This is a genomic window from Blastococcus colisei (genome assembly GCF_006717095.1).
GTDB lineage: Bacteria > Actinomycetota > Actinomycetes > Mycobacteriales > Geodermatophilaceae > Blastococcus_B > Blastococcus_B colisei.
Genome location: NZ_VFQE01000002.1, coordinates 469,643 through 490,085 on the forward strand (window position 1 = coordinate 469,643; position 20,443 = coordinate 490,085).

The following is a 20,443-nucleotide window of genomic DNA, read 5'->3' on the forward strand; positions in this document are numbered from 1 at the left end:
CCCGCGAGGGTCGTGCTGGGAGGCGGGGCCGGAGGCTCCCCGAGCAGCGCGACGGAGGGGCTCAGCGCAGCAGGGGGACGGCACCTGGCCGCGGTGTCGGCCGGAGGCCGACAGATGTCACGCATACACCTCGGGCTTCAGAGTCGCGATGTAGGGCAGGTCTCGGTAGCGCTCGGCGTAGTCCAGGCCGTAGCCGATGACGAACTCGTTGGGGATGTCGAACCCGATGTACTTCACCGGGACCTCGACCTTCACCGCGTCGGGCTTGCGCAGCAGCGCGCACACCTCGAGCGAGGCCGGCGCCCGGCCGCCCAGGTTCTTCAGCAGCCAGGAGAGCGTGAGCCCGGAGTCGATGATGTCCTCGAGCACCAGCACGTGCTTGTCGGTGATGTCGCGGTCGAGGTCCTTGAGGATGCGGACCACGCCGGAGGAGCTGGTGGCCGAGCCGTAGGACGAGACGGCCATGAACTCCATCTGCGTGGGCAGTTGGAGGGCTCGGGCGAAGTCGCTCATGAACAGCACCGCGCCCTTGAGGACGCCGACGAGGAGGACTTCCTTGCCGGCGTAGTCGGCGGCGATCTGCGCGGCGAGCTCCCCGATCTTGGCCTGGATCTGTTCCTCGCTGAGGAGGACGTGGGAGATGTCCGGGCCGTAGCCGTGGTCGGGGCCCAGTGCCCCAGGAGTGCTGACGGCGTCGCTCACGGAAAGGACTCCTCGGAGTGCGGGGATGTGTCGTGGAGGCGGCCGGCCCGGTCTCCCAGGGGCTGCAGGGCCAGCGTGCCAGACGTCCGGACGACACCCGCGCCACCCGGTAGGTCCACCCTCCCCTGCCCGTGCCACCGGACGAGCAGCGCGTCGACGGCCACGAGGTGCACCGCCTGCAGGTCCGGCACGCCGCCGGCCCGCAGCCAGCCGCGCAGCACCCGCCGCCGCAGGGCCGTCGGCAGGCCGGCCACCTCCTGGGCCGGGAGGCCGTCGGTGCGGGACAGCCGGGCGAGGTGCGCACCGGCCAGCTCGTCGAGCGCGTCCAGGTCGTCGCGGAGCAGCTCCGCGGTGCGGGCCAGCGCCGGGGCCACCCCGCCTCCGAGGACCTCCTCGAGCAGCGGCAGCACCTCGGCGCGCAACCGAGCCCGCGTGTAGGCGGGGTCGGCGTTCCACGGGTCGTCCCAGACCGGGAGGCCCTGGCTGGCGCAGGCCTCGCGGGCGGTGGCGCGGCGGACGGCGAGCAGCGGGCGCCACCAGCAGACCCCGTCGGTCTGGCGGACCGCGACCATCCCGGCCACCGACCGCGGCCCCGAGCCCCGGCCCAGACCCAGGAGAACCGTCTCGGCCTGGTCGTCCAGGGTGTGCCCGAGGGCGATCCGGGCGCCGTGCTCGTCGGCGGCCCGGGCGAGGGCGGCGTACCGGGCGGCGCGGGCCGCGCCCTCGGGGCCGCCGTCGTCGCCGACGTCCGCGGGAGCCACCAGCACGGGGTCCAGACCGAGCTCGCGCAGGAGCGCGGCGGTCCGGTCGGCGCGCTCCGCCGACCCGGCCTGGAGTCCGTGGTCGACGGTGACCCCGCCGACGGGCACACCGGCGTCCCGGGCCTCGAAGGCGAGCGCTGCGGCGAGCGCCAGGGAGTCGGCACCGCCGCTGCACGCCACGAGGACCGGCTGCGGAGAGCTGCGCAGCCCCGGACGGACCGCATGGCGGAGGGCCGCCACCGCCCGGGGAGGACCGGCCATGACTTGCGGCGCCGGGGTCAGGCGGGGATGGCCGGGCGGCCGTGCACCCGCTCGACCCACCGCTCCGGGGCGGTGAGCTCCTCGGTCCGCGGCAGGTTCTCCGGGCCCTCCCACACGCGGTTGAAGCCCTCCATGCCGACGAGGTCGATGACGCCGCCGACGAAGACGCGCCCCTCGGCGTACTGCTTCATCTTCTGCTCGAGGCCGAGTAGCCGCCGCAGCACTCGGTCCAGCGGACCGCGGCCCTTGCGGCGCTGGGCGAACCGCTTCCGCAGCGTGCGCACCGACGGGACGACGTCCGGGCCGACGCCGTCCATGACGTACTCGGCGTGCCCCTCGACCAGGCTCATCACCGCGGTGACCCGGTCGAGGACGGCGCGCTGCTCCGGGTCGCGCACCAGGGCCATCAGCCCCTCGGAGTCGCCGTCCGTGCCGCGGACGGCGTCGGTGATGCTGCGCAGGACGTCCTGCAGCCGCTCACGGAGAACGTCGGCGGTGAGGTCGGTGGCCTCGACGAACCGGGCGATCTCCGCCTCGAGGTGGCCCTTCAGCCACGGCACGGCGGTGAACTGCAGCTGGTGGGTGACCTCGTGCAGGCAGACCCACAGCCGGAAGTCGGCGGGGTCGACGCCCAGCTTCCGTTCGGTCGCGACGATGTTGGGGGCGACCAGCAGCAGGCGGCCGCCGGTGCCGAAGACCTCGTACTGGCCGAGGACCCGCGAGGCGAGGAACGCCAGGATGCCCCCGGCCTGGACGCCGGTGGCCCGGGAGCCGATGGCGGTGGCGAGTGCGCCCGGACGGGAGTCCTGCTTGGCGGCGAGCGCCTCGACGAGCGGGTCGAGGAGCACGGCCATCCCGCGCGCGTTGGCGTCGGCCCAGCCGGGTCGGTCGACGACGACGACCTCGGGCACCGGCCCGCCGGGGACCGGGCTCATGCCGGTCAGCTTCTCCACGTGCGCGACGGCCACGGCAGCGGCCTCGTGCAGGTCACGGACGACGCCGGCTGCCTCCTCGCGGGTCGTCGACGGCCCCGCGCTCATCAGCTTGCGGGCCGTGCGTCCGGCGAGGTCCCAGTCGACCATCGAGGAGGCGCTGCTCATCGCCTCACCGTACGCGGGCGAGCGCTCGGAACGCCCGGGTCAGCGGCAGCCGCAGCCGGCCAGCGCCGCGGCGACGGCGTCCAGGGCGCTCTCAGCGGCGAGCTCGCTGCCCGAACCGTCGGCGACGACGGCGAAGGAGAGCAGTCGCCCGTCGGTGGTGACCACCGTCCCGGCGAGGGCGTGCACGCCCAGCAGCGTCCCGGTCTTGGCCCGGACCGTGCCCGGCGCCGCGCCGGCATCCCCCCGGTCGAGGAGCGTGCCGTCGTAGCCGGCGACCGGGAGGCCGGACAGCAGCGCCGAGACGTCGTCGAGGCTGCCGTCGGCGGCACTCGTCACGACGTCGGTGAGCACACCGGCCGGGACCCGGTTGCTCTGGGACAGGCCACTGCCGTCGGCCAGCGAGGCCCCCGTGACGTCGATGCCCGCATCGGCCAGGACCTCGGTCACCGCCTGCGCTCCGCCCTCGAAGGTGGCCGGGAGGTCGTTGGCGATCGCAACGTGGCGGGCCAGGGCCTCGGCCAGCATGTTGTCCGACATCGACAGCATCTGCTCCACCAGGCGGGCGACCGGCGCCGACTCGACGGTCGCGAGGGTCTCGGCGCCGGCCGGGGCCTCCCCGAGGACCACCGTGGCGCGGGGGACGCCGAGGGCCTCGGCCAACGCGGAACCGGCGTCGATGCCGGGCTGTCCGCTGCGCGCCTGGGAGCCGGGGCTCACGCGGGCGCCGTCGACGGCGGTGGCCGTCACCGGCGCGGCGTAGGTGGAGGGCGCGTCGCCGCTGCCCCAGCCCGGCGCGGTGAGTGCGCCGCCGAACAGCGAGCTGTCGACGACGATCCGGCTGACCGGGGTGCCGGCCGGCATCGCGGCGACGACCTGGGTGGCGAGGTCGGCCACGGTGGCGGCGCCGGGATAGGTCTGGGAGGGCGAGGTGCGCGACAGCGTGGGGTCGCCGCCGCCGACCAGGACGACTTCCCCCGGCGTCGAACCGGCGACGACCGTCGTCGTCAGGGTCTCGGCCGGGTCCAGCGAGAGCAGCGCCGCGGCAGCGGTGAGCAGCTTGGCCGTCGACGCCGGAACGGCGGGGTCGCCGGCGTCCAGATCCAGCAGCACCTCGCCGGTCGCCACGTCGACGACCTCGGCCGAGACGCCGGTGCCCAGGCCGGCCGCGGTCAGCAGCGGGGTCAGCTGACTGCTGAGGACGGTGGGGTCGGGCACCGGTGCGTCGGTGCCGAGCGAGGCCAGGACGGGGGCTGCCTCACCGAGGTCGGGCAGCTCGGCATCGGGGACGGCGACCGCCTCGGTGCCGTCCCCCTCTCCCCCACCGGTGAGCAGCAGGCCGACGCCGACACCGCCACCGATGAGGAGCAGGACGAGACCGACGACGCCCATCGCGATCCGCCGGCGGAAGCGTCCGGTCTTCGCTGTGACGATCGTCGAACCACTCGACGCGATGGTGCCCACCCCCTGGAAGGGACCTCCGCGGATTACGCGGGGTCGCCGTGGGTCACACTAAGCGCGTGCAGTTCGACGTGACGGTAGAAATCCCGAAGGGCCAGCGGAACAAGTACGAGCTGGACCATGCCACCGGACGCATCCGCTTGGACCGGATGCTGTTCACCTCAACCCGCTATCCGGCGGACTACGGGTACATCGAGAACACCCTGGGCCAGGACGGCGACCCGCTCGACGCCCTGGTGCTGCTCGAGGAGCCGACGTTCCCCGGGTGCCTGATCACCTGCCGGGCCATCGGCATGTTCCGCATGACCGACGAGGCTGGCGGGGACGACAAGGTCCTCACCGTGCCGGCGACCGACCCCCGGATGTCGCACCTCATGGACATCACGGACGTGTCGGAGTTCGACCGCCTGGAGATCCAGCACTTCTTCGAGACCTACAAGGACCTCGAGCCCGGCAAGTCCGTCGAGGGCGCCGAGTGGGTCGGTCGCGAAGAGGCCGAGGCGGAGATCCTGGCCTCGCTCGAGCGCGCGAAGACCGAGGCGCCCCACCACTGACCCGGGTCCGCCCAGGTCCTCCGGGTCGCCGAAAGCATCGACGGCGGCACACCTCTCCATGAGGTGTGCCGCCGTCAGGCGTTCCCGGCCACGCCACCATCGCGCGTTCATCGGCGCCACGTGGAGGCGGCGAGCGACCCGTGGAACGACACAGCCGGCCCGTCCTGGTGGACGAACCGACTGGTGGAGGCTGAGCCGCCTGTCGGAATCGAACCGACGACCTTCTCATTACGAGTGAGATGCTCTACCGACTGAGCTAAGGCGGCGGACTGCCCGGACAGCCTACGACACCGCCGCGACCGTTCCGCGCAGGGCCACCGCGGTTCAGGCGGGTAGCCGCAGCGCGACCGTGAGCGCCTCCAGGGCGATCCGCGGCTTCACGTTCTGCTCCAGGGCCAGCCGGCAGTCCAGGACGGCGTCGATGCGGCGCAGCGCCCCCTCGGCGCCGATCCGGCGGCTGAGCTCGGCCGCGTCGGCGCGGCGGTCGGGGTGTAGCAGCTGCGGGGGGTCCTCGGCTGCCGCGTCGAGCACGAGGGCGTCGCGGTACAACCCGGCGAGGTCGACCAGCGCCCGGTCGAGGGAGTCGCGGCCGAGGCGGGTCGCCCGCGACTTCTGCCGCTTCTCCAGCTCCTTGAGCTGCCCCGCGCCGCGGCTGGCGGCGGCCACCCCGGGGCCGCGGGCGCCCACCCCCAGGCTGGCCTTCACGGCCTCGGTCTCCGCTCCGTCGAGGACGGCCGAGGCCTCGTCGGCCTCCTCCTGCGCGGCGCCGACCAGGTCGTCGGCGGCGTCGAGGCAGGCGGCGAGCGAGACGAGCTTCAGCGGGACGTCGAGGACGGCCTTGCGCGCCATCCGGGCGGCCTCGTCGCGGGCCAGCCGGCGGGCCCGCCCGACGTGCCCGGCGGCGGCCGCCGCCGACCACGCCGCGAGTGCCGGGTCGATGCCGTCCCGCTGGACGAGGACGTCAGCGACTGCCTCCACCGGCGGAGTCCGCAGCGCGACGACCCGGCACCGCGAGCGGATGGTCACCGGCACGTCGTCGGGGTGCAGGCTGGGCGCGCACAGCAGGAACACCGTGCGTGCCGGGGGCTCCTCGAGCATCTTCAGGACCGTGTTGGACGCCTGCTCGGTCATCCGGTCCGCGTCCTCCACCAGGACGACCTGCCACCTGCCCTGGGACGGGGCGCGGCCGGCGATCCGGACGATCTCGCGGACCTCGGCGACACCGATCGACAGACCTTCGGGGACGACGGTCTGCACGTCGGCGTGGGTGCCGGCCAGCACCGTCCGGCAGGCGTGGCAGGTGCCGTCACCGCCGTCCGGGCACTGCAGCGCGGCCGCGAACGCCCGGGCGGCCACCGATCGACCCGAGCCGGGCGGTCCGGTGAAGAGCCAGGCGTGGGTCATCGCCGCCGGGTCGGTCACGGCCGAGCGCAGCTCCGCGACGACGGCGCCCTGGCCGACGACCTGCGACCAGACGCCCTCGGCAGCGATGCTGTGGCTCATGCGTGAGCTCGCAAGCTCGCTCACGGGTGCAGCTGGGGGGTCGGCCCGGTCTGGGCGTGCGGACGGTGCGCCCCCGACTCGGCGAGCTCCTCGCGCGCCGCCGTGGAGCCGTTGACGCGCGGCGACGGCCGCTCGCCCTGGGCCAGCTGCTGCAGCGGCAGGCCGGAGAGCAGCTCGGCGACCTGGATCCGGATGGCCGCGGCGATCTGGTCCGGCGACTGCCGGGCGTCGAGCACCAGGTAGCGGTCGGGGGCGGCCTCGGCGAGGGCCCTGAACGTCTGGCGGACCCGCTGGTGGAAGTCCAGTGACTCCGACTCGAGCCGGTCGGCGACGGCCCGTCCGCGGGCACGGGCCAGCCCCACCTCGGGCGGGAGGTCGAGCAGGATCGTGAGGTCGGGACCCAGGCCCTCGGTCGCCCAGCGCGAGAGCATGCGGACCTCGTCCAGCGGGATCGTGCGGCCGGCGCCCTGGTAGGCCAGGGAGCTGTCGACGAACCGGTCGGTGATGACCACCTCGCCCGCGTCGAGCGCCGGCCGCAGGACGTCGTGCACGTGCTGGGCGCGGTCGGCGGCGTAGAGCAGTGCCTCCGAGCGCGGGCTGATCCCCACGTGCGCCCGGTCCAGCACGATGGACCGGATCCCGGCGCCCGACGGCGTCGCCCCCGGCTCGAAGGTGGCCCGCGTGACCAGCCCCTCGTTCGTCAGCCACTCCTGCAGGCGACGCACCTGGGTGGACTTCCCGGCGCCCTCGCCCCCTTCGAACGCGATGAGGACACCGCCACCGGCCAGTCGACGTCGGGCGGTGGTGTCGCGGCGCAGCGCGGTGACGACGTCGGCCAGCAGCGGGACGGGCCGGCCGTCGTCCATCTGGCGGTAGGCGAGCACCCCGACACCCACGGCCAGCAGCCCGGCGACGAACAGCATGATCCGCTCGCCGCTCAGCGGAACCGTGACGACGCCGAGATCGAGCTGGTGCCGACCGATCAGGCCGACCCCGAAGGGGACGACGGCCAGGGAGAGGATCAGCGCCGCCCGCACCAGGGACTGCACGATCGCGAACGTCCGGCCGCGGATCTCGTCCTCGACCTCGGTGCCCAGCAGGGTGAAGCCGGCCAGGTACGCGATGCCGGCGAAGAAGCCCATGAGGACGACCAGCAGGAGCGCGATCCACAGCGTGAAGGTCCACGACATCAGCAGCACCATCACGCCGGCGACGGCGACCGCGAGACCGAAGATGCGCTCGCGGGCGAGGTCGCGGGCGATGCTGGGGCCGAACGCGATGCCGACCCCGAGGCCGACGAAGACCGCGCCGAACAGCAATCCGTAGGCGGCCTCGCCACCGCCGAGGGCGTTGGCGAAGGCCTGTCCGGTCGCGATGATCACGCCGGCCGCGGCCATGGCACCGGTGATGCCGATGACCAGCCCGCGGACCATCGGGGTGTGGCCGGCGAAGGAGAAGCCGTGCGTGAGGGAGCCGAGGAAGCTCTCCTGGGTGGTGACCGCGCCGGCCGCGCGCTTGCCGCTGATCGACGGCAGGTTCCAGATGACGACGGCGGCGACGAGGAAGGTCAGCGCGTTCACGAAGAGCGCCAGGTCGACCTCGTCGATCCCGGGGAGCAGTTGCGAGAGCGGACCCCCGAGGGTCGTGAGCACCGCGAAGACGATGGCCGCGAGGACCGGCGTCAGGCCGTAGGTGGTGACCAGGGAGAGCTGGTTGGCCGGCTCCAGCTGGTCCTTGCGCAGCATGTTCGGGACGGCGGCGTCCTTCGCCGGGATCCAGAACAGGCTGAAGGCCTCGATGAGGAACTGGGCCACGAACAACCAGACCAGGTTGTCGACGATCGGGATCGAGGCGAAGAGCCCGAACCGGATGATGTCGGTGATCACCATCGTCTTGCGCCGGTCGAACCGGTCGGCGAAGGCGCCGGCCAGCGGACCCAGGACGATCGCCGGGAGCAGCCGGAACAGCAGCACGCCGCCGAGCGCGAAGTTGGCGGCGGCGAACCCGTCGACCAGCGAGGTCGCGGTGGCGGTGATCGCGAGCAGCCCCAGCCAGTCGCCGAAGCTCGACAGGGACATCGACAGCCACAGCTTGCGGAAGTCGCGCACCCGCAGCACGGCCCGCAGCTTGGCGACCAGGCCGACCGAGCCGACCACGTCGGGGTGGGCGCCCTCGTCGGCGTGCCCGTCGTCCGCGCCGGCGGGGGCACCGGGGTCGAGTTCCGTCAGCGGCACCGCGGCATCCGCCGGGATCGGCGTGCTTGCAGGCGGCAGGCCGTCGGCCGGCACGGTCGTCCCCTCGGCCGGCAGCGCCTCGTCGGGCGGCGGCGTCGAGGACGTCGGGTCGGACGGAATCGGTGCTCCCGGGTCGGAGGAAGGGTGTGCGGAGCTGTCCCTGGGCGGCCCTCACGTTACCGGTGGGAGCGGACGATTTCGGCGACTCTCCGCCCAGAGGGTTGACGGACGGCGGCTTTCGCGCCACGGGATGTCCGCGGGATGACTAGGGTCGGAACCGGTAGTGGACCTTCGGCAGACAGCGGACGACGTGACGTCGCACGGCCCCACGCCCGCATGGGACCCGGCCGGCTACCTCCGCTTCGCCGGCGAGCGCGCGCGACCCTTCGCCGAGCTGGTCGCCTGGATCCATGCCGACGACCCCGCGACGGTGGTGGACCTCGGCTGCGGCGAGGGCAGCCTTGCGGCATCGCTGGTCCGGCGCACACGTCACCGGCGTCGACTCCTCCCCGGAGATGCTCGACCCGCAAGGCGCACCCGGGGCTGCTCACCGCGGACATCGACGGTGAGGCCGCATGCGAGGCCGCCGGGCACCCGGTGGAGTGGGACCCGCCCTTCCCCGGGCACCGGCGGCTCTACGTGGCCGATCCGGTCGGCAACCAGCTGGAGCTGCTCGAGCCGCTCAGCGAGGACTGAACGGGCCCGGCGATCAGCCCGCGGTGACCGGGTCCGCGGCCTTCTTCGCCGCTGCCTTCTTCGCCGGCGCCTTCTTGGCTCCGGTCTTCTTCGCCGCCGTCTTCTTGGCGGCCTTCTTCTTCGCCGGGCCCGCGGCCCGGCGGTCGGCGAGCAGCTCGGCGGCCCGCTCGATGGTGATCGTCTCGACGTCGTCGCCCTTGCGCAGGCTGGCGTTGGTCTCGCCGTCGGTGACGTACGGGCCGAACCGGCCCTCGCGGACCGTGACCTGGCCCTCGGTGACCGGGTCGGGGCCCAGCTCCTTCAGCGGGGCCTTCGCCGCCGCGCGACCCCGCTGCTTGGGCTGGGCGAAGATCGCCAGCGCCTCGTCGAGGGTGACCGTGAAGAGCTTCTCCTCGCCGTCGAGCGAGCGGGAGTCGGTGCCCTTCTTGATGTAGGGCCCGTAGCGGCCGTTGAGCGCCTGGATCTCCTCGCCGTCCGGCGCCGCCCCGACCGTGCGCGGCAGCGTGAGCAGCTTCAGCGCCTCCTCCAGGGTCAGCGTCTCCGGCGACATCGAGGCGAAGAGGCTGGCCGTGCGCGGCGCGTCCTTGCTGCCCTCGGGGACGACGGTCGTCACGTAGGGGCCGTAGCGGCCGGCCTTGACGACGACGGGGTGCCCGGACCCGGGATCGGTGCCGAGCTCGCGGTCGCCCGAGGGCGCTTCCAGCAGCTCCTGAACCTTCTCGTTCGTGAGCTCGTCCGGAGCGAGGTCCTCGGGGATGCTGACCCGCGCGCCGTCCTCGCCGCCTGCCTGCAGGTAGGGGCCGTAGCGGCCGACGCGGGCGACGACCGACTCGCCGTCGGGACCGGTGGCCTCCAGCGGGATCGAGTTCACCCCGCGGGCGTCGATCTCCTCGAGCCGCTGGCCGACGATCTGCTTGAGCCCGCCGGACTCGGCGATCCCGCCGTTGCCGCGGCCCCCGCCACCGAAGTAGAACTCCGTCAGCCAGTCCACGCGCTGCAGGTTCCCGCCCGCGATCTCGTCGAGCTCCTCCTCCAGGGATGCGGTGAAGTCGTAGTCGACGAGCTGCGCGAAGTGCTGCTCGAGCAGGTTCACCACGGCGAAGGCGACGAACGAGGGCACCAGGGAGTTGCCCTTCTTCCACACGTACCCGCGGTCCTGGATGGTCTGCATGATCGACGCGAAGGTCGACGGCCGGCCGATGCCCAGCTCCTCGAGCCGGGCGACCAGGCTCGGCTCGGTGTAGCGCGCCGGCGGGCTGGTGGTGTGGCCCTTCGCGTCCAGCTCCCGGGTGTCCAGCTGCTGGCCGCGCTCCAGGCGGGGCAGCCGCCGCTCGGCGTCGTCGCTGCCGTTCTCGTCGTCGCCGCCCGACGCCGGCCCCTCCTCCCGGGACTCGACGTAGGCCTTGAGGAAGCCGGGGAAGGTGATCGTGCGACCGCTCGCGGTGAACTCGACCGCCTCGTCGGTGGCGCTGCGCCCGGCCAGCCGGATGCTGACCGTCTGGCCGACCGCGTCGGCCATCTGCGAGGCGACCGTCCGCTGCCAGATGAGCTCGTAGAGCCGGAACTCGTCGCGGGCGAGCTGGGGGGCCAGCTGCCCCGGCGTCCGGAAGTTGTCACCGGCCGGCCGGATCGCCTCGTGCGCCTCCTGGGCGCCCTTGGCCTTGCTCTTGTAGCGGCGCGCCTCGGCGGGGACGTAGGCGTCGCCGTAGAGCTCGCGGGCCTGCTGGCGGGCGGCGTTGATCGCCTCCTGCGACAGGTTCGTGGAGTCGGTCCGCATGTAGGTGATGTGGCCGTTCTCGTACAGCCGCTGCGCCACCCGCATCGTCTGCGCCGACGACCAGCCGAGCTTGCGGCCGGCGTCCATCTGCAGCGTCGAGGTGGTGAACGGGGCGTACGGACGGCGCCGGTAGGGCTTCTCGTCGACCCGGCTCACGCTCACCTGGCGCCCCTCGAGGCGGGCGGCGAGCCCACGGGCGCCGGCCTCGTCGAGGTGCACGACGTCGCCGGTCACCCCGCCGGTGGCCGGGTCGAAGTCCTTGCCGGTGGCGACCCGGCTGTCGTCGACGCTGACCAGCTTGGCCCGGACCGTCGTCGGCTCACCCTGGTCGGTCGCGACGGCCGGCCGCGGGACGGCGAAGGTGCCCTCCAGCGACCAGTAGTCGGCGGCGTGGAAGGACATCCGCTCCCGCTCGCGCTCGACGACGATCCGGGTGGCAACCGACTGCACCCGGCCGGCCGAGAGCTTCGGCAGCACCTTCTTCCAGAGCACCGGCGAGACCTCGTAGCCGTAGAGGCGGTCGAGGATGCGGCGGGTCTCCTGGGCGTCGACCAGGTCGGTGTCCAGCTCCCGCGGGTTGGCCACCGCCCGGGCGATCGCCTCGGGGGTGATCTCGTGGAAGACCATCCGGTGCACCGGGACGCGCGGCTTGAGGGTGTCGACCAGGTGCCAGGCGATCGCCTCGCCCTCGCGGTCCTCGTCTGTCGCGAGGTAGACCTCGCTGGCCTGCTTCACCAGCTGCTTGAGCCGGCTGACCTGCTGCTTGCGGTCGGGGCTGACCACGTAGAGCGGCTCGAAGGAGTTGTCGACGTCGACGCCGAGCCGGGCCCACGCGGCGCCCTTGTGCTCGGCCGGCACGTCGGCGGCGTTGCGGGGCAGGTCGCGGATGTGCCCGACGCTGGCTTCGACGACGTAGCCGCTGCCCAGGTAGCCGGCGATCTTGTTCGCCTTGGTCGGCGACTCCACGATGACCAGCGGCTTGCCCCCGGACGCGGCGGTGCGCCGGCGCGCGGGGGTCTTCGTCCCGCCGTCGGCCGCGGTGCTCTCGCTTCCGGTCTGGCTGGTCTTCGTGGGCACGGTGCTCCTGTCGGTGGTACTGCGGTGGCGCTGCGGCAGTGCGCTGGGTGTCGAGTGCTCCCCCGACTCCGGCGGGCGCCGCCGCGGAAACGCCCCTCGGCGGGCCACGGTAAGCCACACACCGGACGAGGCGCCGGGGGCGACCTTCCGTGGGCGTGCCGTCACCCGGACCAACGTCGTCCGCGGGCACGTGTTCCCCGGCACCCGTGTCGCGGCCTCCCGACCGGGTCAACGGGGGTCCGGCATCCCTGTCATCACGCGCCCCACGGCGGCCAGCGTGGGCAGGTCGGCGTCGTAGTACCCGGAGTGCCCCGTGTCCGGGCCGACCGGCAGCTCGGTCGAGCCGAAGGAGTCGGAGGCGGTCGACCGGCCGAACCACCGCAGGGCGACGACCAGGTCGTCCGGGGATGCGGCGTCGTACACCTCGGGCGCCTCCAGACTCGCCGCGTCGTCCTCCATGCCGGGGCTGCCGAGGAGCACGACGGCATCGGCGTCCAGCGCCCCGGGCGCGTCAGCGGCCTCGTCGACCACCACCGTTCCGTAGCTGTGCGCCAGCACGGTCGCCCGCCCCTCCGGGGTGACGACGGCGTCCCGGCCGGCGCGCAGCCCGGTGAGGGAGGTGGCAAGTGCAGCACCGCCCTCCACGGCGTTCGTCCGCCCGAGGATCTGCGCGGCACCACTGGGGCTGTCGTACCCCAGCCACACCGCGGTCGCGACGGTCGTGCCGGGCGCCGCCTCCCGCGCGGCCCCGGCGACGGCCCGCGCGGCCCCGACCAGACCGCCGAGGTCGTCCCCGGGCGAGTTGTGGATGCCGGGCACCAGCAGCGCCACCGCATCCGCGGTGTCGAGGTCTCCCAGTGCCAGCACCAGGCGGTCGCCGGCCAGGTCGAGCAGCTGGAGCTGCACCTGCCGGCCGGCCGCCTCCTCGACCTCGATCCGGTGCGTCACGACCCGGGCGGTGAAGGCGGCGTACGGGTCGGTCCCCGGATCGGCGAGTGCGGCGGCCAGGAGCCGCCGGTTCGCCAGGTCGCGGGCCCAGGCCGGCAGCCCGTCGCGCCCGCCCAGGCCGGCCGGGTCCGCGCGCACTGCGGCGAGCTGGGCCGTGAGCGGCAGGGCCGCCCACCAGGCCGCCACCGCATCCGGCGGACCGGTCGGGCCACGTGGCACGCAGACCGGCTGCGCGACGGGCACCCAGGCCGCGAGCGCGGGAAAGTCCGCCGGGGCGAACGCGTCGCGCACCCCGACGCCGGCCAGGGCAGAACCCGCGTCCTCGGCGGCCGCCGCCGCTGCCGTCGCGTGGCGCAGGGCGGCCTCTGCCGCGGTGAGGGCCGGGGCGGGCGAGGGAAGTTCGGCCCCGGGCACGAGCGCGCCGACCGCGGCGGCCAGGCCGCTCCGATCCCCGAGCACGGCAGCCGGCCCACCGGCGAACGCCTCCGCGCGCACCAGCGCCTCCCGGGCCAGCTCCTGGGCCGCATCCGCCTCGGCGCTGAGCCGGTCGAGGGCGGACAACGACTCGCTCAGCGCCCGCTCGACCGCCCAGGTGACGGCCGAGAGTTCCCGGACGGCGGCGGCTGCGGTGCGCGCCGCCGGCCCCGCCCAGCTCTCCCCCGAATCCACCGCGCGCGCGACGCCTTCCAGCCGGGCCCGCCAGATCGGGAGCCGCCCGGCCACCGCGCCGAGCGTGCCGACCGCCCGGCGCAGCAGCGCGACGTCCCAGGCCGCGGCGGCCCGCAGACCCGACGTCATGTCGAGCACGGGCGCGGTCATCGGGGCGGCCGCCGGCCATCGCCGATGCGCCCGGCGATCCGGGCGTCCTCGTCCAGATAGGCCTCCACGGCGGCGGCGAGGGTGCGGGAGAGGGCGGTCGTCTGCTCTGCCAGCACCTCCTCCAGCCTGGCCCAGGCGGTGGCGGCCGCACCCGCCGTCCAGCCCTGGTTCCCCTCGAGCGCCGCCGAGAGCGACCCGGCCGCCTCGCGGCAGCCGTCGGCGTCGTCGAGCAGCTCGGCGGCCAGCCCGGTGAGCTCGACGGCGAGCGCCGTCACCGCGGCCGGCTGGACGACGACGACATCGGGGGGACTCGGCGACGTCATGGGAACTCCCTGGGTGGTCCGGTGCCCTGGGCGGGCGGCAGGCTCCGGACGCTAGGACCGGGGGCCCGGCCGTCGTGCGCCGTCGTCCACAGGCACCGGCCCGGTCCACATCCCGCGCACGGACCCTCCGGCCGGCGGTTGCCGGCCGGAGGATCCGCCCGGGGGTCAGGGAGCGGTGGCGGTGAGGGTGCTGCCGTCCGCCGTGGCGGTCGGAGCGCCGCCGACGACGACCGACCGGCGCTTGGAGACCACGACGGAGATCACGATGACCAGGACCGCGCCGAGGGCGATGAGCACGCGCAGCGTGGTGTTGGCGTCCTCACCGACCGACAGCCCGACGACGGCCGGGGCGATGATCAGCGCGACCAGGTTCATCACCTTGATCAGCGGGTTGATCGCCGGGCCGGCGGTGTCCTTGAACGGGTCGCCCACCGTGTCGCCGATGACGGTCGCGGCGTGCGCCTCGCTGCCCTTCCCCCCGTAGGCGCCGTCCTCGACCATCTTCTTGGCGTTGTCCCAGGCGCCGCCGGAGTTGGAGAGGAAGACCGCCATCAGGGTGCCGGCCGCGATGGCCCCGACGAGGTAGGCCGCCAACGGGCCGAAGCCGAGTCCGAAGCCGACCGCCACGGGCGCGAGGACGGCGAGCAGACCTGGCGTGGCCAGCTCGCGCAGCGAGTCCTTGGTGCAGATGTCGACGACGGCGCTGTAGTCCGGCCGCTCGGTGTAGTTCATGATCCCGGGCTTGGTGCGGAACTGCTCCCGGACCTCGAAGACCACCCGCCCGGCGGCGCGGGAGACCGCACTGATCGCCAGCCCGGAGAAGAAGAACACCACGGCGGCGCCCAGCACCGCGCCGACGACGTTGTTCGGGTTCACCAGGCTGAACGCGTCGCCGAGGGTGTCGCCCGCCTCGTCGAGGGCCACCCCGATCTGGGCGTTGTAGGAGCCGAAGAGGGCGGTGGCGGCGAGAACGGCCGTCGCGATGGCGATCCCCTTCGTGATCGCCTTCGTGGTGTTGCCGACGGCGTCGAGGTCGGTGAGCACGCGGGCGCCCTCCTCGTCGATGTCGCCGGACATCTCCGCGATGCCCTGCGCGTTGTCGCTGACCGGTCCGAAGGTGTCCATCGCGACGATGACGCCGGCCGTCGTGAGCAGGCCGCAGCCGGCGAGGGCGACGGCGTAGAGGGCCGCGCCACCCCCGACGAGGAAGGCGCCGTAGACGGCCCCGCCGATGAGCAGCGCGGCGTAGACCGCCGACTCGAGCCCGAGGGAGATCCCGGAGAGGATCACCGTGGCCGGGCCGGTCAGCGAGCTGCGGCCGATGTCCTTGACCGGCTTGCGGCTGGTCTCGGTGAAGTAGCCGGTGAGCTGCTGGATCGTTGCGGCGAGGACGACGCCGATGAACACCGAGACGAAGCCGAGAACCTGCGGGCTGACGGCCAGGTCGGCGCCGTCGGAGATGCTCGGCAGGTAGGTGAAGGACGCCGCGGCGACGAGCACGAGGGAGACCGCGGCCGAGGTGAAGAAACCGCGGTTGATCGGCGCCATCCCGCTGCTGTCGGTCTTGCCCGGTCTGGTCGCCAGGACACCGACGACCGAGGCGATGATTCCGATCGCGGCGACCAGGAGCGGGAACACCATGCCGACGGGACCGAAGAAGACCTGCCCGAGGATCAGGGCGGCGACCAACGTGACGGCGTAGGACTCGAAGAGGTCGGCCGCCATGCCGGCGCAGTCGCCGACGTTGTCGCCCACGTTGTCGGCGATTGTGGCGGCGTTGCGCGGGTCGTCCTCGGGGATGCCGGCCTCGACCTTGCCCACCAGGTCCGCGCCCACATCGGCGGCCTTGGTGAAGATGCCGCCGCCCACGCGCATGAACATGGCGAGCAGGGCACCGCCGAAGCCGAAGCCCTCGAGGACGATCGGGGCGGTCTCGTCGAAGAGCAGGAGCGCCAGCGCGGCGCCGGAGAGCCCCAGGCCGATGGTGATCATGCCGACGACCCCACCGGTGCGGTAGGCGATGCGGAAGGACGGCTGGTAGCCGCCCGCGTTGGCCGCCGCGGCGACGCGGACGTTGCCGCGCGTCGCCAGCGTCATGCCGATGAAGCCGACGGAGGCGGAGAACAGCGCGCCGATGAGGAAGAAGATGGCGCGTCCCACGCGGGTCTCCCAACCGCCGTCGGCGACGGGGAGCACCAGCAGGAGCACGAAGACGATCACGGCGAAGACGCCGAGCGTTCGGAACTGCCGTCTCAGGTAGGCCGCCGCGCCCTCCTGGACCGCCTGCGCGATCTCGCGCATCTTCACCGTGCCCTGATCGGCGGCCAGGACGGCCCGGACCAGGTAATAGGCGAACGCCAGGGCGGCCAGCGAGATGACGAGGACGATCCAGACCAGGACCGAGTCCCCGCCGGACAGCGAACTGTCGGGCATGTGTTCCTCCAATGCGGTCGGCAGCCGCCGGGAGGCGTCAGTGCTCCCCGGGTCGGCGGAGGTTCCGCCCGGCACATCGGGAGCCCCCGCGCACCGAACGCTGCCGGAGTGTAAGGGAGATCACACCCAGTGCGGACGTCCAGTATGTTCTGTTACCTGCATCACATGAATGACATTCGCCGCCGCCCTCCGTCGCCGGAAGGTGTGACAGTGGACGGGTGACGACGCTCCACCCGGTCCGGCCGCTCGGCCCTGCCGGCGCCGGGGACGCCTCCTCCGGCGTCCTGCCGGGCGCCGACCTCCTGGCCTCCGTCCTCGCCGGCACCGACGACGCCGAGCAGCCGGTCACCCACGTGCACCACGTCCCGGTGCGGGAGAGCAGCACCCTTCCCTGGCCGGGATGGGTGACCGCCGACCTGCGGTCCCGGCTCGAGGAGCGCGGGGTCCTGACCCCCTGGCGGCACCAGGTGGAGGCCGCCCAGCTGGCCCACGACGGGCGGCACGTCGTCGTGGCGACCGGGACGGCCTCGGGCAAGTCGCTGGCCTACCAGCTGCCCGCGCTGACCCGGCTGGCCGAGGACCCGCGCGCCTGCGTGCTCTACCTGGCGCCCACCAAGGCGCTGGCCCGCGACCAGTTGGCCTCGGTGGCCGCCCTGGCCGATCCCTCGGTGCGCCCCGCGGCCTACGACGGGGACACCCCGGGTGAGGAGCGGGACTGGGTCCGGCGCCACTCGCGCTGGATCGTGACCAACCCCGACATGCTGCATCGCGGGATCCTGCCGGCGCACCAGAAGTGGTCGAGCACGCTGCGGCGGGTGGCCTACGTGGTCATCGACGAGTGCCATGCCTACCGGGGCGTCTTCGGCTCCCACGTCGGGCACGTGCTGCGCCGGCTGCGGCGGATCTGCCGTCGCTACGGCGCCGAGCCGGTGTTCGTGCTCGCCTCGGCCACGGTGGCCGATCCGGCCGTCGCCGCGACCCGGCTGGTCGGCGCGCCCGTCGCGGCCGTCACCACCGACGGGTCCCCGCGGCCCGGCGCCACGTTCGCCCTCTGGGAACCGCCGCTGACCGAGCGCACCGGTGAGCACGGCGCCCCGCTCCGCCGGTCGGCGGCCGCGGACGCCGCCGGCCTCCTGGCGGACCTGGTGGAACGCGGGGCGCGGACGCTGGCCTTCGTCCGGTCGCGCCGCAGCGCGGAGTCGGTCGCGGAGCAGGCCCGCCGGCTGCTGCACGACCGGGGCCGCGACGACCTGGTCCGCCGGGTGGACTCCTACCGCGGTGGCTACCTGCCCGAGGAGCGACGCGAGCTGGAGCGGTCGCTGTCGTCCGGGGAGCTCCTGGGCGTGGCGACGACGAACGCGCTGGAGCTCGGCATCGACATCGCCGGGCTGGACGCTGTCGTGCTGGCCGGCTACCCGGGCACGCTCGCCTCGCTGTGGCAGCAGGCCGGACGCGCGGGACGTGCGCAGAAGGAGTCGCTGGTCGTCTTCGTGGCCCGCGACGACCCGCTGGACCACTACCTCGCCCACCATCCACGGGCGGTGTTCGGCCGGCCGATCGAGGCCACCGTCACCGATCCCGCCAACCCCTACGTGCTCGGCCCGCAGCTGTGCTGCGCCGCCGCCGAGCTGCCGCTGACCCCTGAGGACCTGCCCGACTTCGGCGGGCCCGTCGCCGAGGCCCGGCTCGACGAGCTCGTGGCCGCCGGATCGTTGCGACGCCGGCCGGCCGGCTGGTACTGGGCCGGGCGTGGCAGGCCCGACGTCGACATCCGGGGCAGCGGCGACGAACCGGTGTCGATCATCGAGACCGGCACCGGTCGACTGCTGGGCACCGTCGACGGCGGGGCGGCGCACGCAACCGTGCACGAGGGCGCGCTGTACGTGCACCGCGGCGAGACGTTCGTCGTCGACGAGTTCGACGTGGACGACGCCTGCGCGGTCGTGCACGCCGACAACCCCGAGTGGACGACGGTCGCCCGCGACGTCACCGACCTGTCGGTCGTCGCGGTGGAACAGACCCGCCCCCTCGGCACGGTGACGGCCTACACCGGCGTCGTCGACGTGACGAACCAGGTCGTCGCCTACCAGCGGCGGCGGCTGGGCAGCGGCGAGGTGCTCGCGGAGTTCCCCCTCGACCTGCCCCCGCGACAGCTGCGCACCCGCGCGGTCTGGTGGACCTTGGGCGACCGCGCGGTCGAGCGCGCCGAGGTGGACGACGTCGAGCTGCCGGGCTCGCTGCACGCCGCCGAGCACGCGGCGATCGGCATCCTGCCCCTGCTCGCGACCTGCGACCGGTGGGACCTCGGCGGACTGTCCACAGCCCTGCACCCCGACACCGGGGCGGCGACGATCTTCGTCTACGACGGGCACCCCGGCGGCGCCGGCTTCAGCGAGCGCGGTTTCGGCGTGCTGCGGCGCTGGCTCCAGGCCACCCGCGCGACGGTGGCCAGCTGCGAGTGCGAGAGCGGCTGCCCCTCCTGCGTGCAGTCGCCCAAGTGCGGCAACGGCAACGACCCCCTCGACAAGGCCGGCGCCGTCCGCGTCCTCGACGTGGTGCTCGACGAGCTCGCCGCCCGGGAGGGCATGCCCGGCGCCGATCGACGCCGCGTGGAGCGCAACGTCGCGGCCGACGTGCCCGCCGGGTCACCCGCACCCGTGACCGTCGATGAGGACGAGGACGAGATCGTCTTCTGACCGGCGCCCTCCGCGAGAGGGTCCGTCCCGACGGGCCCGGCGCGGGCGCGGGCGGTGGCCGAGACCACGCCCAGCAGGCCGAGCCGCACCGGCACCCTGACCGTCACCTCGACCACCGCGCCGTCGCGGACGGCGCAGGCGGCGAGCTCCGCGGCATTCTTCCGGGCCACGTCTGCGGCACCGCGGCAGGCATCGGCGCCCTGGACGGCCCGGACCGCGCCGGCCAGTGCGGCGAGATCGGCCGCCGCCGTCGCCCGGTGCCGCGCCACGACGGCGGCGCCGGTGAGCACCGCCGCCATCCCGATCACCGCGAGGACCCCGCCCAGCGCGAGCACCCACACGGTGGCGGAGCCACGTTCCCTGCCGGGTGCGGGGCGAGTCATCCGGCCGCACCCGGCTCCCGCAGGGCGACGGCCTCCGCCGACACGGTGAGCCGCAGCGGCACCGGCCCCAGCGGGGCGATCGCGGCGGTCACCGTCACGCGGACCTCCTCGCCCTCGGGTCGCACCGTCGTCACCGCGCCCTCCGGTGCCGCCCGGCCCGCCAGCGCGATCACCCTGGCGACCTCCTCACCCCGCGCCGCGGCACGGGCGCCCTCCCGAGCGGCGTCCACGCAGCGCAACTGGGCGCCGACCACGGTCACTGCGGCGACCACACCGGCGAGGACGAGGAGCAGGACCGGCAGGACGACCGCCGTCTCGGCGGTCACCATGCCGGCTTCCCGATGCCGCGGGGAGGCCGCGCGATGCCGCATCGGTCAGGAGAGGGTGGCGAGAGCGGACTCCACCAGGTCGGTCAGCCCGGTGACGATCGAGCCACCGGTCACCACCCGGTAGAGGACGGCGGCGAACGCGCACGCCGCCACCGTGCCCACGGCGTACTCCGCCGTGCTCATGCCGGCCTCGCCGGTGGCACGGACGGCGGCCCACCGCCGGGCCAGACGCCCGCGCGGGAACGCCGGGTCCTGCTCGGGTGGCTGGACGTCGCTCCGGTCCTCGACAGCGTTCGGGGTACTCACCACAGGGTCCTCCTCGGGTCGGGGCCCGCCATCCGGGCCGTGCCTCGACCCAACCGCTGGAACGGACGACGCCCGACGCTCGC

Annotated in this window: 14 protein-coding genes, 1 tRNA gene and 1 pseudogene; 2 read left to right on the forward strand and 14 right to left on the reverse strand. The window is 74.2% G+C overall.

Annotated features, from left to right (window positions below; translation table 11 throughout):
- Positions 1–117 precede the first annotated feature (117 nt).
- From hpt to dacB, 4 genes are read right to left on the reverse strand one after another with little or no spacing between them, the layout of a single operon-like run.
- A complete protein-coding gene (hpt, locus tag FHU33_RS21695) occupies positions 118–702 on the reverse strand; it encodes a hypoxanthine phosphoribosyltransferase (protein ID WP_342778694.1) in 585 nt (194 codons plus the stop codon).
- Positions 699–1,724, reverse strand: a complete 1,026-nt coding sequence (gene tilS, locus FHU33_RS21700; protein ID WP_142027658.1) for a tRNA lysidine(34) synthetase TilS — start codon at positions 1,722–1,724, stop codon at positions 699–701. Before tilS ends, hpt begins: the two co-directional genes overlap by 4 nt.
- Before the next feature lie 17 nt (positions 1,725–1,741).
- Positions 1,742–2,824, reverse strand: coding sequence for a zinc-dependent metalloprotease (locus FHU33_RS21705; protein ID WP_211355320.1), 1,083 nt, complete (start codon positions 2,822–2,824; stop codon positions 1,742–1,744).
- Positions 2,825–2,863: 39 nt separating this feature from the next.
- Positions 2,864–4,285 carry a D-alanyl-D-alanine carboxypeptidase/D-alanyl-D-alanine endopeptidase gene (gene dacB / locus FHU33_RS21710; protein ID WP_142027659.1) on the reverse strand — a complete coding sequence of 474 codons (1,422 nt, stop codon included), beginning with the start codon at positions 4,283–4,285 and terminating at the stop codon, positions 2,864–2,866.
- A gap of 56 nt (positions 4,286–4,341) precedes the next feature.
- Between dacB and FHU33_RS21715 the strand changes: the two genes are divergently transcribed.
- Positions 4,342–4,836: an inorganic diphosphatase gene (locus tag FHU33_RS21715; RefSeq protein WP_142027660.1), complete on the forward strand. Its 495-nt coding sequence runs from the start codon at positions 4,342–4,344 to the stop codon at positions 4,834–4,836.
- Between the two features lie 193 nt (positions 4,837–5,029).
- On the opposite strand, the gene FHU33_RS21720 is transcribed toward FHU33_RS21715, so the two are convergent.
- The 7 genes from FHU33_RS21720 to FHU33_RS21755 all read right to left on the reverse strand — a co-directional run bounded on the left by FHU33_RS21720 (position 5,030) and on the right by FHU33_RS21755 (position 16,646).
- Positions 5,030–5,102 (reverse strand) — tRNA-Thr (locus tag FHU33_RS21720).
- A gap of 58 nt (positions 5,103–5,160) precedes the next feature.
- Positions 5,161–6,339, reverse strand: coding sequence for a DNA polymerase III subunit delta' (locus FHU33_RS21725; protein WP_142027661.1), 1,179 nt, complete (start codon positions 6,337–6,339; stop codon positions 5,161–5,163).
- Positions 6,340–6,359: 20 nt separating this feature from the next.
- Positions 6,360–8,627, reverse strand: a complete 2,268-nt coding sequence (gene tmk / locus FHU33_RS21730; protein ID WP_246064099.1) for a dTMP kinase — start codon at positions 8,625–8,627, stop codon at positions 6,360–6,362.
- Positions 8,628–9,282: 655 nt separating this feature from the next.
- Positions 9,283–12,123 carry a type I DNA topoisomerase gene (gene topA / locus FHU33_RS21740; RefSeq protein ID WP_142027663.1) on the reverse strand — a complete coding sequence of 947 codons (2,841 nt, stop codon included), beginning with the start codon at positions 12,121–12,123 and terminating at the stop codon, positions 9,283–9,285.
- A 228-nt stretch (positions 12,124–12,351) separates the two neighbouring features.
- Positions 12,352–13,890 carry an alpha/beta hydrolase gene (locus FHU33_RS21745; RefSeq protein ID WP_142027664.1) on the reverse strand — a complete coding sequence of 513 codons (1,539 nt, stop codon included), beginning with the start codon at positions 13,888–13,890 and terminating at the stop codon, positions 12,352–12,354.
- Positions 13,887–14,213 (reverse strand): hypothetical protein, encoded by a 327-nt coding sequence (locus FHU33_RS21750; RefSeq protein WP_142027665.1) that lies wholly within the window; start codon positions 14,211–14,213, stop codon positions 13,887–13,889. The genes FHU33_RS21745 and FHU33_RS21750 overlap by 4 nt, the downstream gene beginning before the upstream one ends.
- Before the next feature lie 165 nt (positions 14,214–14,378).
- Positions 14,379–16,646 carry a sodium-translocating pyrophosphatase gene (locus FHU33_RS21755; protein WP_142027666.1) on the reverse strand — a complete coding sequence of 756 codons (2,268 nt, stop codon included), beginning with the start codon at positions 16,644–16,646 and terminating at the stop codon, positions 14,379–14,381.
- Between the two features lie 218 nt (positions 16,647–16,864).
- On the opposite strand from FHU33_RS21755, the gene FHU33_RS21760 reads away from it, so the two are divergent.
- Positions 16,865–19,342 carry a DEAD/DEAH box helicase gene (locus tag FHU33_RS21760; protein ID WP_142027667.1) on the forward strand — a complete coding sequence of 826 codons (2,478 nt, stop codon included), beginning with the start codon at positions 16,865–16,867 and terminating at the stop codon, positions 19,340–19,342.
- Positions 19,343–19,386: 44 nt separating this feature from the next.
- On the opposite strand, the pseudogene FHU33_RS26540 reads toward FHU33_RS21760, so the two are convergent.
- From FHU33_RS26540 to FHU33_RS26045, 3 genes and pseudogenes are all read right to left on the reverse strand, one after another.
- A pseudogene (locus FHU33_RS26540) lies at positions 19,387–19,725 on the reverse strand (Rv3654c family TadE-like protein); the annotation flags it as partial.
- Entirely contained in the window at positions 19,722–20,054 is a 333-nt protein-coding gene (locus FHU33_RS21770; RefSeq protein WP_142027668.1) for a TadE family type IV pilus minor pilin, read from the reverse strand. The gene FHU33_RS21770 and the pseudogene FHU33_RS26540, both read right to left, overlap by 4 nt.
- 45 nt (positions 20,055–20,099) lie before the next feature.
- A complete protein-coding gene (locus tag FHU33_RS26045; RefSeq protein ID WP_246064101.1) occupies positions 20,100–20,360 on the reverse strand; it encodes a DUF4244 domain-containing protein in 261 nt (86 codons plus the stop codon).
- Positions 20,361–20,443 lie beyond the last annotated feature (83 nt).

Excerpts from the sequence above, each read along its gene's own strand:
- tilS (WP_142027658.1), bottom strand. The coding sequence starts at position 1,724 with ATGGCCGGTCCTCCCCGGGCGGTGGCGGCCCTCCGCCATGCGGTCCGT.
- FHU33_RS21705 (WP_211355320.1), bottom strand. The coding sequence starts at position 2,824 with ATGAGCAGCGCCTCCTCGATGGTCGACTGGGACCTCGCCGGACGCACG.
- FHU33_RS21725 (WP_142027661.1), bottom strand. The coding sequence starts at position 6,339 with ATGAGCCACAGCATCGCTGCCGAGGGCGTCTGGTCGCAGGTCGTCGGC.
- FHU33_RS21745 (WP_142027664.1), bottom strand. The coding sequence starts at position 13,890 with ATGACCGCGCCCGTGCTCGACATGACGTCGGGTCTGCGGGCCGCCGCG.
- FHU33_RS21750 (WP_142027665.1), bottom strand. The coding sequence starts at position 14,213 with ATGACGTCGCCGAGTCCCCCCGATGTCGTCGTCGTCCAGCCGGCCGCG.
- FHU33_RS21755 (WP_142027666.1), bottom strand. The coding sequence starts at position 16,646 with ATGCCCGACAGTTCGCTGTCCGGCGGGGACTCGGTCCTGGTCTGGATC.
- FHU33_RS21770 (WP_142027668.1), bottom strand. The coding sequence starts at position 20,054 with ATGGTGACCGCCGAGACGGCGGTCGTCCTGCCGGTCCTGCTCCTCGTC.